The sequence below is a fragment of the Streptomyces sp. NPDC007896 genome, from assembly GCF_042959425.1.
In the GTDB taxonomy this organism is placed as follows: Bacteria; Actinomycetota; Actinomycetes; order Streptomycetales; family Streptomycetaceae; genus Streptomyces.
Genome location: NZ_JBIBKX010000001.1, coordinates 1,626,278 through 1,639,426, shown reverse-complemented (window position 1 = coordinate 1,639,426; position 13,149 = coordinate 1,626,278). Strand labels below are relative to the sequence as shown.

Here is a 13,149-nt window from a genome sequence, read left to right as displayed (position 1 = left end):
GGTCCCCTTCGCGTACGGTTGACGGCTGCCCAGCACGTCAGAAGGGGGCCCGGTGGCCGCTCAGGCTCAGCAGGAAACCGCGCTCGACCAGATCCACGATTCCGCACAGGACGATTCCGTACGGGATCGTGAGATCAGCGTCGAGCAGCAACATCTGGACCGGGTGTACCGGCGCCTCGAGGAGAAGATCCACGAGGCGGAGTTCCTGATGAACGACGCCGCCCAGCGCGGCCAGGTCGGTACACCGGGGGCGCTCGCGGAGCGCGACGCCCAGGTGTTCCGCGCGGGGATTCATCTGAATCGCCTGAACAACGAGTTCGAGGACTTCCTCTTCGGCCGGATCGACCTGCTGCTCGGGAAGGACGGCCAGAAGGGTCCGGACGGCGCCTACACGGCCGTCGAACCGGCCGAGGGTGTCGTACAGGTGGACGAGACCGGTCAGTACGCCTCCATCGCCGAGACGCTCCACATCGGCCGCATCGGGGTGCTGGACGCGGACTACGCGCCGCTGGTCATCGACTGGCGGGCGCCCGCCGCGGCCCCCTTCTACCGCTCGACACCGGTCGACCCGGGCCGCGTCGTACGCCGCCGGGTCATCCGCTCCAAGGGCCGCAAGGTCCTCGGCGTCGAGGACGACCTGATGCGTCCCGAGCTCAAGGCCACCCTCGACGGCCGGGAACTCCCGGTGATCGGCGACGGAGCCCTGATGGCCGCGCTCGGCCAGGCCCGCAGCCACACCATGCGCGACATCGTGGCGTCCATCCAGGCCGAACAGGACCTGGTGATCCGCGCCCCCGCCGCGTCGGTGACCTACGTGGAGGGCGGCCCCGGCACCGGCAAGACGGCCGTGGCCCTGCACCGGGCGGCCTACCTCCTCTACCAGGACCGCCGCCGGTACGCGGGCGGCATCCTGATCGTCTCCCCGACCCCGCTCCTGGTCGCCTACACCGAGGGCGTGCTGCCCTCCCTCGGCGAGGAGGGCCAGGTCGCCATCCGTGCCATCGGCTCCCTCGTCGACGGCGCGGAGGCCACCCTGTACGACTCCCCGGCCGTCGCCCGTGCCAAGGGCTCGTACAGGATGCTCAAGGTGCTGCGGAAGGCCGCCCGGGGCGCGCTGGAGACGTCCGGCACCGGCCCGGGCCGGTCCACCGCCGACCGGGACCGGTCGGAGCAGCTCGCCTTCGGCGAGGAGGCCGCCCCGGCCCCCGCGGGCACCCCCACCCGCCTGCGCGTCGTCGCCTTCGGGCGGCGCCTGGAGCTGGAGGCCGCCGAGCTCGACCGCATCAAGCACAACGCGCTGAGCGGAACCGCGCCGGTGAACCTGCTGCGCCCGCGCGCCCGCAAACTGCTGCTGGACGCGCTGTGGGCGAAGTCCGGGGCCGGTACGCGGCACACGGACCCGGAGCTGGCCGCCGAGCTGCGGTCGTCCTTCGACGAGGACGTCGCCTCCGAGGACAGCTTCATCGACTTCGTGAACGCGTGGTGGCCGGAGCTGACCCCGCGGGGCGTCCTCGACGCCATGGCCGACGAGCGGCGCCTGGGCCGCTGGGCGCGGCGGATCCTCAACCCCGGCGAGGTGCGCCGGGTCGCGCGCTCGCTCAAGCGGGACGGGCTGTCCGTCCACGACGTGGCGATGCTGGACGAGCTCCAGGCGATCCTGGGGATGCCCGTCCGGCCCCGCAGGCGCCGAGAGCTGGACCCGCTGGACCAGCTCAGCGGTCTCGAGGAGCTCATGCCCGTACGCGAGGAGTCGCAGCGCGAGCGGGCCGAGCGGCTGGCGCAGGAGCGCGTCGAGTACGCGCACGTCATCGTCGACGAGGCGCAGGACCTCACGCCCATGCAGTGGCGGATGGTGGGCAGACGCGGCCGGCAGGCCACCTGGACCGTCGTGGGCGACCCGGCGCAGTCCTCGTGGTCGGACCCGGACGAGGCCGCGGAGGCCCGTGACGAGGCCCTGGGAAGCCGTCCCCGGCGCCGCTTCACCCTCACCGTCAACTACCGCAACCCCGCCGAGATCGCCGAGCTGGCCGCCAAGGTCCTCGCCCTCGCCATGCCCGGCTCCGAGTCCCCCTCGGCCGTACGGTCCACCGGGGTCGAGCCGCGTTTCGTGGCGACGAACAACGCGGGCGCCGGCGTACGGGACTCGCTCGCGGGGACCGTGCGCGCCGAGGCCGCGCGCCTGCTGGACCGTGTGGACGGCACGGTGGGTGTCGTGGTGGCCATGAACCGGCGCGAGGAGGCCGCCCGCTGGCTGGCCGGGCTCGGCGAACGGGTGGTGGCGCTCGGGAGCCTGGAGGCGAAGGGACTGGAGTACGACGCGACGGTGGTCGTCTCGCCGGCGGAGATCGCCGACGAGTCGCCCGCGGGGCTGCGGGTGCTGTACGTCGCCCTCACCCGGGCCACGCAGCAGCTGACGATCGTCTCCGGCGACCGCGACGAACCCGACGCGAACGGGGTGCCGGATCTGCTCCGGGACTGACGCCCCCGGGGCCGACGCCCCAGATGAACTCTCGGGGTGGGAATTGCCTTACGGGGATCGTTTGTTACCTTGGATGTGACACCGGCCCGATCCAAGCCCCCGGGCCCAACCTTCGTCGCTACGAGCGACCACTTGCCGCGAGGCGAGCATGGCGGGTCGGTGTCACTGAACGAGGAGAGGCTCACGTCACCTGACGTGAGCCTCTTTCGTTGTCCGGCTTTCGTCGGTCGACCGTTTCCTCTAGGGGCACGTCTTCTCGTATGGTGGAAGCCGCCTTCCGAAATTGTGCGCCCTACCTGCGAACAAAACGTTCGCAATCCGGGGCGGCTACCACGTACTGAGGGGTAGGTGCGACGATCGGACGGCGTACCCGCGACACAGCAGTACACGGTGAAAGCAGAGGAAGTCGGCCATGGCAACGGCGCCCAGCGTCTCCTACTCGATTACGGTCCGGCTGGAGGTGCCCGCGAGCGGAACCGCGGTCTCCCAGATCACCACGGCCGTAGAGTCCCACGGAGGCTCGGTGACCGGCCTCGACGTGACCGCCTCAGGCCACGAGAAGCTCCGGATCGACGTCACCATCGCCGCGAGCTCCACGGCCCACGCGGACGAGATCGTCCAGCAGCTGCGCGGCATCGAGGGCGTCACGCTCGGCAAGGTCTCCGACCGTACGTTCCTCATGCACCTCGGCGGCAAGATCGAGATGCAGTCCAAGCACCCGATCCGCAACCGTGACGACCTCTCCATGATCTACACCCCGGGCGTGGCCCGCGTGTGCATGGCGATCGCCGAGAACCCCGAGGACGCCCGCCGCCTCACCATCAAGCGCAACTCCGTTGCGGTCGTGACGGACGGCTCCGCCGTACTGGGCCTCGGGAACATCGGCCCGATGGCCGCCCTCCCGGTCATGGAGGGCAAGGCGGCCCTCTTCAAGCGCTTCGCCGGCATCGACGCCTGGCCGCTGTGCCTGGACACCCAGGACACGGACGAGATCGTCGCGATCGTCAAGGCCATCGCCCCCGGCTTCGCGGGCATCAACCTCGAGGACATCTCCGCGCCGCGCTGCTTCGAGATCGAGGCCCGGCTGCGCGAGGCCCTCGACATCCCCGTCTTCCACGACGACCAGCACGGCACCGCGATCGTCGTCCTCGCCGCCCTCACCAACGCCCTGCGTGTGGCGGGCAAGGCCATCGGTGACATCCGGGTCGTCATGTCCGGCGCGGGCGCGGCTGGTACGGCCATCCTGAAGCTGCTCATCGCCGCGGGCGTCAAGAACGCCGTCGTCGCCGACATCCACGGTGTCGTGCACGCGGACCGCGCGGACCTCGTCGACGCGGCCTCCGACTCGCCACTGCGTTGGATCGCCGACAACACCAACCTCGAGGGCCTCACGGGCACGTTGAAGGAGGCCGTGCGCGGCGCCGACGTGTTCATCGGCGTCTCGGCCCCGAACGTGCTCGACGGCGACGACGTGGCCGCCATGGCCGAGGGTGCCATCGTGTTCGCGCTCGCGAACCCCGACCCCGAGGTCGACCCGGCAATCGCCCGCCAGACCGCGGCAGTTGTCGCCACCGGCCGCTCCGACTTCCCCAACCAGATCAACAACGTGCTGGTCTTCCCGGGCGTCTTCCGCGGCCTCCTGGACGCCCAGTCCCGCACGGTCAACACCGAGATGATGCTGGCCGCCGCGGCCGCGCTCGCGGACGTGGTGACCGAGGACGAGCTGAACCCGAACTACATCATCCCCAGCGTCTTCAACGACAAGGTCGCGGGCGCGGTCGCCGGAGCGGTGCGCTCCGCGGCGAAGGCGGCGGGTGTGACCGCGGCGGAGTAGGGCACTCGGCGCTGGTGCGGGCGTCGCCGGGGGCTGCCGCCCCCGCACCCCGCACCGGCCCGGACGGCCTCGTCCTCGAACGCGAGACGGGCCGGGCGGCCCCGCCGGATGATCGCGGCCGGTGGTGATTCAAGCGGTGTGACTTGCTGTGACGATCGCCACGACCGCGGCGCGTCGGCGCGTCGCGGGATGCGGGGTCCCTGGCCGCCCTCTAGGGTGGCGGCCAGGCTCAGGCCTCCCAGGCCCTGCGGTCCGCTGCCGGGAGCGGACGGAGCGTCACCACACTGAGGCAGTGGCGCTTTTCGTGTGACTCCCAAGGGTGTTCGTGTGACTCCCAGGGGTGCCGGATTGGCTTTCCCGCCGCAGGTGGGGGCAGGATGCGTCTTCGGGCGCGAGGGTCTGGCTACGGACCCGGGTCCGGGGACCGACCGAGGGCCCTGGCAGCATCGGCTTCGCCGCATCCAACATGCGGCTCTGCCGCGTGGCACGCCTCAACGGCAAGAAGAACACGGGAGTAACAACATGAACCGCAGTGAGCTGGTGGCCGCGCTGGCCGACCGTGCCGAGGTGACCCGCAAGGACGCCGACGCCGTTCTGGCCGCGTTCGCCGAGACCGTCGGCGAGATCGTCGCCAAGGGCGACGAGAAGGTCACCATCCCCGGCTTCCTGACCTTCGAGCGCACCCACCGTGCCGCTCGCACCGCGCGCAACCCGCAGACCGGCGACCCGATCCAGATCCCGGCCGGCTACAGCGTGAAGGTCTCCGCGGGCAGCAAGCTCAAGGAAGCGGCCAAGGGTAAGTAAGCCGCGTCCGTGTGCCACGGGACGGCGCACGAACCGCAGTAACGCCAATGGGGCGGCCCCCTTGACCGGGGGCCGCCCCATCGTCGTACGTACGCCTGGAGCTGTCGCCCGCGCGACAGCGTGGCTGTCCGGACGACAGACAGCCGCGCCGTCCGAGCTATCCGAGCGCCTTGCCCGGCAGTTCCACCTTCGCGCCCAGCTCCACCAACTTCTCCATGAAGTTCTCGTAGCCGCGGTTGATCAGGTCGATGCCGTGGACGCGGGACGTGCCCTGGGCCGCGAGCGCGGCGATCAGGTACGAGAAGCCGCCGCGGAGGTCGGGAATGACCAGGTCGGCGCCCTGGAGCTTGGTCGGGCCCGAAACGACGGCCGAGTGCAGGAAGTTGCGCTGGCCGAACCGGCAGACGGAGCCGCCGAGGCACTCGCGGTAGAGCTGGATGTGCGCGCCCATCTGGTTCAGCGCGGAGGTGAAGCCGAGGCGGGACTCGTACACCGTCTCGTGGATGATCGACAGCCCCGTGGCCTGCGTCAGGGCGACCACCAGCGGCTGCTGCCAGTCGGTCTGGAAACCGGGGTGGACGTCCGTCTCCAGGGCGATGGACTTGAGCTGCGAGCCCGGGTGCCAGAAGCGGATGCCCTCGTCGTCGATCTCGAACGCGCCGCCCACCTTGCGGTAGGTGTTCAGGAACGTCATCATCGAGCGCTGCTGGGCGCCGCGGACGTAGATGTTGCCCTCGGTCGCCAGCGCCGCGGAAGCCCAGGAGGCGGCCTCCAGGCGGTCCGGGAGGGCCGCGTGGGTGTAGCCGCCGAGCGAGTCCACACCGGTGATGCGGATCGTCCGGTCGGTGTCCATGGCGATGATCGCGCCCATCTTCTGCAGTACGCAGATGAGGTCCTCGATCTCGGGCTCCACGGCCGCGTTGGACAGTTCGGTGACGCCCTCCGCGAGCACCGCCGTCAGCAGCACCTGCTCGGTCGCGCCGACGGACGGGTACGGCAGCTGGATCTTCGTGCCGCGCAGCCGCTGCGGGGCCTCCAGGTACTGGCCGTCCTCCCGCTTCTCGATCTTCGCGCCGAACTGCCGCAGCACCTCGAAGTGGAAGTCGATCGGCCGGCCGCCGATGTCACAGCCGCCCAGACCCGGGATGAACGCGTGCCCCAGACGGTGCAGCAGCGGGCCGCAGAAGAGGATCGGGATGCGCGACGAGCCCGCGTGGGCATCGATGTCGGCGACGTTCGCGCTTTCCACGTGCGACGGGTCGAGGATCAGCTCGCCCGGCTCCTCACCCGGACGGACCGTCACGCCGTGCAACTGCAGCAGCCCGCGCACGACGCGCACGTCGCGAATGTCGGGGACATTGCGCAGTCGGCTCGGAGCGCTGCCCAGCAGGGCGGCGACCATGGCCTTCGGTACGAGGTTCTTCGCACCGCGGACACGGATCTCGCCCTCGAGCGGGGTTCCGCCGTGGACAAGCAGTACATCGTCAGAGCCGTTGACGGTCATGTATCTCGCGTTCCGATGAGTTGGGCAGGAGTATGCGTCGGCAGGCCGGTTGGGCGGGAGCCGAAGAGCAAGGGTAATCGCCGCCTACCCCCCTTAAGTAAGCCCAAGGACCACCCAGCTAGGTCATAGCTTTGCCACAACACGAACCGTTCCGAATCGGGCACACGGGGTCACCGGTGACCGTGTGCGCGGGGGACGCTCCTCTGCGCCCTGAGCTGCATTCACTCGGGTACGGGTATTGGGTCCCCCTACGCGGGGAAGATGCGGGATCATGTCTGGCATGACCGAGGTGTCCTCGCTCACAGGGCGGCTGCTCGTGGCCACGCCCGCCCTGGCGGACCCGAACTTCGACCGCGCGGTGGTGCTGCTCCTCGACCACGACGAGGAGGGCTCGCTCGGTGTCGTCCTCAACCGGCCGACCCCGGTGGACGTCAGCGACATCCTGGAGGCCTGGGCCGACCTGGCCGGGGAGCCCGGCGTCGTCTTCCAGGGCGGCCCGGTGTCGCTGGACTCGGCGCTGGGCGTCGCGGTGATCCCGGGCGGCGTCGCCTCCGGGGAGCGCGCACCACTCGGCTGGCGGCGGGTGCACGGCGCGATCGGCCTCGTCGACCTGGAGGCCCCGCCGGAACTCCTCGCCTCGGCCCTCGGCTCCCTGAGAATCTTCGCCGGATACGCGGGCTGGGGCCCAGGTCAACTGGAGGACGAACTGACCGAGGGTGCCTGGTACGTGGTGGAATCCGAACCGGGAGACGTCTCCTCCCCGTCCCCGGAGCGCCTCTGGCGCGAGGTCCTGCGCCGCCAGCGCAACGAACTCGCGATGGTGGCGACGTATCCGGACGACCCTTCACTTAACTGATGTCCGTGACCTTCAGTACCCTTGGCCTTTATGAGCACTCTTGAGCCTGAGACCCAGCCCCAGCGAGGCACTGGGACGGGGACCCTCGTAGAGCCGACGCCGCAGGTGTCGCACGGCGACGGGGACCACGAGCGCTTCGCCCACTATGTCCAGAAGGACAAGATCATGGCGAGCGCCCTGGACGGCACGCCCGTCGTGGCCCTCTGCGGCAAGGTGTGGGTCCCGGGCCGCGACCCGAAGAAGTACCCCGTGTGTCCCATGTGCAAGGAGATCTACGAGTCCATGGGCGCCGGCGGCGACAAGGGCAAGGGCGGCCAGGACAAGTAACGGGCGCCGCCGAGGACCGGCGGCCCGACGATCACAAGGCCCTCGGGGCGCGTTCCGGCGCGCCCCGAGGGCCTTTGCGTCGTGTGCGCCGATGGTCTTTGCGTCGTAGCGCCGATGGTCTTCGCGCCGGGTGCCGTTGCACATGGTGCGCCCCGTGGTCACAGAGTGGTTGAGACCTCTTGTGGACATGTTCATGTAGTCCATAGCCTCCGGTGTGTTGTGCAGAGCGAAACCGCCATTGCGTATGTTGCAACGCCCCCCCATCGGAGGATGCTCGATGAAGCTCTCTGCGAAGCTGCCCGTGAAGCTCCCCGCCCGAACGGCCGTCGCCCTCGCCGCCCTTGTCGTCGCCACCGCCTGCGCCCCCCAGACCTCCGGCAACTCCTCCTCCGGAACGGACGAGAAGACCGGCACGCTGCGGGTCTGGCTCTTCCAGGAGGTCAACAACGGGCCGAAGGAGAAGGTCGTCGACGCGGCCGTCAGCACCTTCAAGAAGGCCCACAAGGACACCAAGGTCACCATCGAGTACATCCCTGTGGAGACCCGCGCCCAGCGCATGAAGGCCGCCTTCAACGACCCGAAGAGCGCCCCCGACGTCATCGAGTACGGCAACACGGACACCGCCGGATACGTCAAGGACGGCGGACTCGCCGACGTCACCAAGGAGTTCACCGACTGGAGCGAGGCCAAGGACGCCGACCCGACCGCCAAGCAGTCCGTGACGGTGGACGGGAAGATCTACGGCGCCCCGTTCTTCGTCGGCGTCCGCGCCCTTTACTACCGCACCGACATCCTCAAGGACCTCGGCCTCGAAGCCCCCAGGACCCAGGCCGAGTTGGTCTCCACCGCCAAGAAGATCCGTGCGGCCGAGCCCGGCCTCTACGGACTCGTGGTCGGCGGCGCGTACACGTACGGCGCGATGCCCTTCATCTGGTCCCAGGGCGGCGAGATCGCCCAGGGCAAGGGCGGCTCCTACGCCGCGACCATCGACAGCGCGGACGCCCAGAAGGGCATCAAGGCCTACACGTCGCTGTTCGGCTCCGACAACTGTCCCGCCGCCAAGTGCGCGGGCATGACCGGCAACGACACCGTCACCGCGTTCTCCTCCGGCAAGGCGGGCATGGCCATCGGCGGCGACTTCAGCCACGCCGCGATCGAGGCCGGGAAGATCAAGGGCAAGTACGCGGTCGTGCCACTGCCCGGTGTGAAGCCGGGCTCGGTGGCGCCGGCGTTCGCGGGCGGCAACAACATCGGCGTCCTGAAGAGCACCTCGCACCGCACCCTCGCCGTCGACCTGATGGAGCAACTGGCGAGCAAGAAGACCCAGAGCGAGCTCTTCGACGCCATGGGGTTCCTGCCGACGTACACCGACGTGCGGGACGAGGTCGCGAAGAAGCAGCCGTTCGTCGCGCCCTTCGTGAAGACCCTGGCCTCGGGCGCCAAGTTCGTGCCCGCCTCGGCCGCCTGGTCCCAGATCGACGCCTCGCTCGTCCTGCCGACGATGTTCCAGGAGGTCATCAGCGGCAAGAAGGACGTGGCGGCGGCCTCGAAGGACGCGGCGAAGAAGATGAACGACGCGTTCAGCTCCGTGGGGTGAGCGGATGACCACGCAAGAGGCCGTCGCCGAACCGGTCACGGTCCCGAAGGCCGTGGCCGGCGCCCCCGGCCGCCGGCGCGCCCGCTGGACCCCCTGGCTCTACCTCGCCCCCGCCCTCGTCGTCCTCGGCGCCCTGCTCGTCTACCCCATCTACCAGCTCGGCCTGATCTCGCTCCTGAAGTACACCCAGGCACAGGTCAGCGGCGGTGAACCGACCGCCTTCGAAGGATTCGGCAACTACACCGCCCTCTTCGCCGACGACCAGTTCTGGCAGGTCCTGATCGCCACGCTGGTGTTCGCGGCGGCCTGCGTGCTCTCCACCCTGGCCGTCGGCTGCGCCCTCGCCGTGCTCCTCACCCGCGTACGGGCCCTGCCGAGGCTCGCGCTGATGCTGGCCGCGCTCGGCGCCTGGGCGACCCCGGCGGTCACCGGGTCCACGGTCTGGCTGTTCCTGTTCGACCCCGACTTCGGGCCCGTCAACCGGGTCCTCGGAATCGGCGACCACTCCTGGACGTACGGGCGCTACAGCGCCTTCGCGCTCGTCCTGCTCGAAGTGGTCTGGTGCTCCTTCCCGTTCGTGATGGTGACGGTCTACGCGGGGATCCGCGCCGTACCGTCCGAGGTGCTGGAGGCGGCCGCCCTGGACGGCGCCTCGCAGTGGCGGATCTGGCGCTCGGTGCTCGCACCGCTGCTCCGCCCGATCCTGGTGGTCGTCACCATCCAGTCGGTCATCTGGGACTTCAAGGTCTTCACGCAGATCTACGTGATGACGAACGGCGGCGGCATCGCCGGCCAGAACCTCGTGCTGAACGTGTACGCCTACCAGAAGGCCTTCGCCTCCTCGCAGTACGGCCTCGGCTCGGCGATCGGTGTGGTCATGCTGGTGATCCTGCTGGCGGTCACGCTGGTGTACCTGCGGCTGCTGCGCAGGCAGGGGGAGGAACTGTGAGCCTGATACCCGGCTTCGTACGGCGTCCCCGGCGCCCCTGGCGGCTCGCCGCCGAGGCGTCCGCGCTGCTGATCGCGGTGGTCGTCGCCTTCCCCCTCTACTGGATGGTGCTCGGCGCCTTCAAACCGGCCGGGGAGATCGAGTCCACCGAGCCCCGGCCGTGGACACTTTCGCCCTCCCTGGATTCGTTCCGGCGCGTCTTCGGGCAGCAGGAATTCGGCCGCTACTTCGTCAACAGCCTTGTGGTGGCGGGGTCCGTGGTCGTCATCTCGGCGCTGATCGCGTTTCTCGCGGCGACAGCGGTCACCCGATTCCGCTTCCGTTTCCGGACCACCCTGTTGATCATGTTCCTGGTCGCGCAGATGGTGCCCGTCGAGGCGCTGACGATCCCCCTCTTCTTCCTGATGCGGGACTTCGGCCAGCTGAACACGCTGGGCTCGCTGATCCTGCCGCACATCGCCTTCTCGCTGCCGTTCGCGATCTGGATGCTGAGGGGTTTTGTGAAGGCGGTTCCCGAGGCGCTGGAGGAGGCCGCGTACATCGACGGGGCGAGCCGTACGCGATTCCTCTGGCAGATCCTTTTCCCGCTCGTCCTCCCGGGGCTGGTGGCCACGAGTGTCTTTTCCTTCATCTCGGCCTGGAACGACTTCCTGTTCGCCAAGTCCTTCATCATCAGCGACACCTCGCAGTCCACCTTGCCGATGGCCCTCCTCGTCTTCTACAAGCCCGACGAGCCGGACTGGGGCGGCGTGATGGCGGCGTCCACGGTGATGACGATTCCGGTGCTCGTCTTTTTCGTACTCGTACAGCGACGCCTGGTCTCCGGCCTCGGCGGAGCGGTGAAGGACTGACGTGAACGATGTGATTCCGGCGCCCCGCGCCGTCGAGGGCCCCCTGCGCTGCGGGGTCGAACTCGACGCGGAGACCACCCTGTGGGCCGCGCCCGGCACGGACGCCACGGAGCGCTGGCTGCGCGCCACGCTCGGCGCGGGGCTCGGCCTGCCGCTGCCACCAGGGCCGCAGGACGCCCGCAACGCCGTACGGCTGCTCCTCGACGACACCCTGGAGCCGGAGGCGTACAAACTCAGCGTCGTCGTCAACTGGGGCATCGAGATCCGGGGCGGCAGCGCGGCCGGGGTGTTCTGGGGCGCGCAGACGCTGCGGCAACTCCTCGGCCCCGATGCCTTCCGCCGTGCCCCCGTCCGGCCGGGGAGGACCTATGGAATCGCGCACCAGATCATCGAGGACGCCCCCCGATTCCCGTGGCGCGGCGTCATGCTCGATGTCTCCCGGCACTTCATGCCCAAGGACGGCGTCCTGCGTCACCTCGACCTCATGGCCGCCCACAAACTCAACGTCTTCCACTTCCACCTCACCGACGACCAAGGCTGGCGTGTTCAGATCAAGCGGTACCCGAAGCTGACGGAGGTCGGATCCTGGCGGGCGCGCACGAAATTCGGCCATCGTGCCTCGCCCCTGTGGGAGGAGAAGCCGCACGGGGGCTTCTACACGCAGGACGACATCCGCGAGATCGTCGCGTACGCGGCCGAGCGGCATATCAGTGTCGTCCCCGAGATAGACATCCCGGGGCACTCGCAGGCCGCCATCGCCGCGTATCCGGAACTGGGCAACACCGACGTCATCGACACGACCTCCCTGACCGTCTGGGACACCTGGGGCATCTCCAAAAACGTACTCGCCCCCACTGACAACACCCTGCGCTTCTACGAGGGGGTGTTCGAGGAACTCCTCGAGCTCTTCCCGGCGGACGCCGGCCCGCTCACACCGTTCGCGCCGTTCTCGGGGTTCGCGCCGTTCTCTGGGTTCGTGCACATCGGCGGCGACGAGTGCGCCAAGGACCAGTGGAAGCAGTCGCCGACCGCGCAGGCGCGCATCAGGGAACTGGGGCTCGCGGACGAGGACGAGTTGCAGTCCTGGTTCATCCGGCACTTCGACAACTGGCTCTCCGCGCGCGGGCGTCGGCTGATCGGCTGGGACGAGATCCTGGAGGGCGGGCTCGCGGCCGGGGCCGCGGTGTCCTCGTGGCGCGGCTACCAGGGCGGCATCACGGCCGCCCGCGCCGGCCACGACGTGGTCATGTGCCCCGAGCAGCAGGTGTACTTGGACCACCGGCAGGCCGCGGGTCCGGACGAGCCGGTGCCGATCGGATATGTCCGCACCCTGGAGGACGTCTACCGCTTCGAACCCGTTCCGCCCGAGCTCACCGAGATGGAGGCACGGCATGTGCTGGGCACTCAGGCGAACGTGTGGACCGAGGCGATGGAGGACCCGGCGCGCGTGGACTACCAGACCTTTCCCCGGCTCGCGGCCTTCGCCGAGGTCGCCTGGAGCGCCCTGCCCGCCCCCGCCGAGCGGGACTTCGCCGACTTCGAACGGCGGATGGCCGCCCACTACGGGCGGCTTGACGCCCTGGGAGTGGCCTACCGCCCGCCCACGGGCCCCCTTCCGTGGCAGCGGCGCCCAGGTGTGCTCGGACGTCCGATCGAGGGGGCGCCCCCAAACGTGTGAGGTGACTCCCGACCGGCGTGTCCCGGCCCGCTCGCCCCGACGCAGTGGCCCCACAAGGCAAAAGGCGCCCAAGGGCCACCGAAGAGTGGCAATCCGTACCGACCGGCGATGCCGTAGGAAAACGGACCATCTCCCTGGTGAGGGGGCGAATGCCTCCTAGCGGACCCCCGCGTCGAGGTCCGGGGAAGATGTGCCAGAGTTGCCACGTCCGCCCTGTCAGCACGTACCGTACGCGCAACACAGGTGGGACCAGGTGGGGCAGCGGGAAGG

Annotated in this window: 10 protein-coding genes; 9 read left to right on the top strand and 1 reads right to left on the bottom strand. The window is 69.6% G+C overall.

Annotation, left to right across the window (positions count from 1 at the left end; all coding sequences use genetic code 11):
• Positions 1–52 precede the first annotated feature (52 nt).
• From ACFZDJ_RS07245 to ACFZDJ_RS07235, 3 genes are all read left to right on the top strand, one after another.
• Entirely contained in the window at positions 53–2,479 is a 2,427-nt protein-coding gene (locus ACFZDJ_RS07245) for a UvrD-helicase domain-containing protein (protein WP_391056684.1), read from the top strand.
• Between the two features lie 412 nt (positions 2,480–2,891).
• A complete protein-coding gene (locus ACFZDJ_RS07240; protein WP_390926806.1) occupies positions 2,892–4,313 on the top strand; it encodes a malic enzyme-like NAD(P)-binding protein in 1,422 nt (473 codons plus the stop codon).
• Positions 4,314–4,835: 522 nt separating this feature from the next.
• Complete coding sequence (locus tag ACFZDJ_RS07235; protein ID WP_007382399.1) at positions 4,836–5,117, top strand: HU family DNA-binding protein; 282 nt, start codon at positions 4,836–4,838, stop codon at positions 5,115–5,117.
• A gap of 157 nt (positions 5,118–5,274) precedes the next feature.
• Here the strand turns inward: ACFZDJ_RS07235 and murA are convergent, their stop codons facing one another.
• Positions 5,275–6,621, bottom strand: a complete 1,347-nt coding sequence (gene murA, locus ACFZDJ_RS07230; RefSeq protein WP_101404898.1) for a UDP-N-acetylglucosamine 1-carboxyvinyltransferase — start codon at positions 6,619–6,621, stop codon at positions 5,275–5,277.
• Positions 6,622–6,901: 280 nt separating this feature from the next.
• On the opposite strand from murA, the gene ACFZDJ_RS07225 reads away from it, so the two are divergent.
• The 6 genes from ACFZDJ_RS07225 (at position 6,902) to ACFZDJ_RS07200 (ending at position 12,879) form a co-directional block, all read left to right on the top strand.
• Positions 6,902–7,477, top strand: a complete 576-nt coding sequence (locus tag ACFZDJ_RS07225) for a YqgE/AlgH family protein (protein WP_054229660.1) — start codon at positions 6,902–6,904, stop codon at positions 7,475–7,477.
• A 30-nt stretch (positions 7,478–7,507) separates the two neighbouring features.
• The gene (locus tag ACFZDJ_RS07220; protein ID WP_075029065.1) at positions 7,508–7,804 is read left to right on the top strand and encodes a DUF3039 domain-containing protein; all 297 of its coding nucleotides are present in this window, start codon (positions 7,508–7,510) and stop codon (positions 7,802–7,804) included.
• 301 nt (positions 7,805–8,105) lie between these two features.
• Complete coding sequence (locus ACFZDJ_RS07215; protein ID WP_391056905.1) at positions 8,106–9,401, top strand: extracellular solute-binding protein; 1,296 nt, start codon at positions 8,106–8,108, stop codon at positions 9,399–9,401.
• A 4-nt stretch (positions 9,402–9,405) separates the two neighbouring features.
• Positions 9,406–10,350, top strand: a complete 945-nt coding sequence (locus ACFZDJ_RS07210; RefSeq protein WP_390926808.1) for an ABC transporter permease subunit — start codon at positions 9,406–9,408, stop codon at positions 10,348–10,350.
• Positions 10,351–10,352: 2 nt separating this feature from the next.
• Complete coding sequence (locus ACFZDJ_RS07205) at positions 10,353–11,201, top strand: ABC transporter permease subunit (protein ID WP_390928607.1); 849 nt, start codon at positions 10,353–10,355, stop codon at positions 11,199–11,201.
• Between the two features lies 1 nt (position 11,202).
• The gene (locus ACFZDJ_RS07200) at positions 11,203–12,879 is read left to right on the top strand and encodes a family 20 glycosylhydrolase (protein WP_391056682.1); all 1,677 of its coding nucleotides are present in this window, start codon (positions 11,203–11,205) and stop codon (positions 12,877–12,879) included.
• Positions 12,880–13,149: the final 270 nt, after the last annotated feature.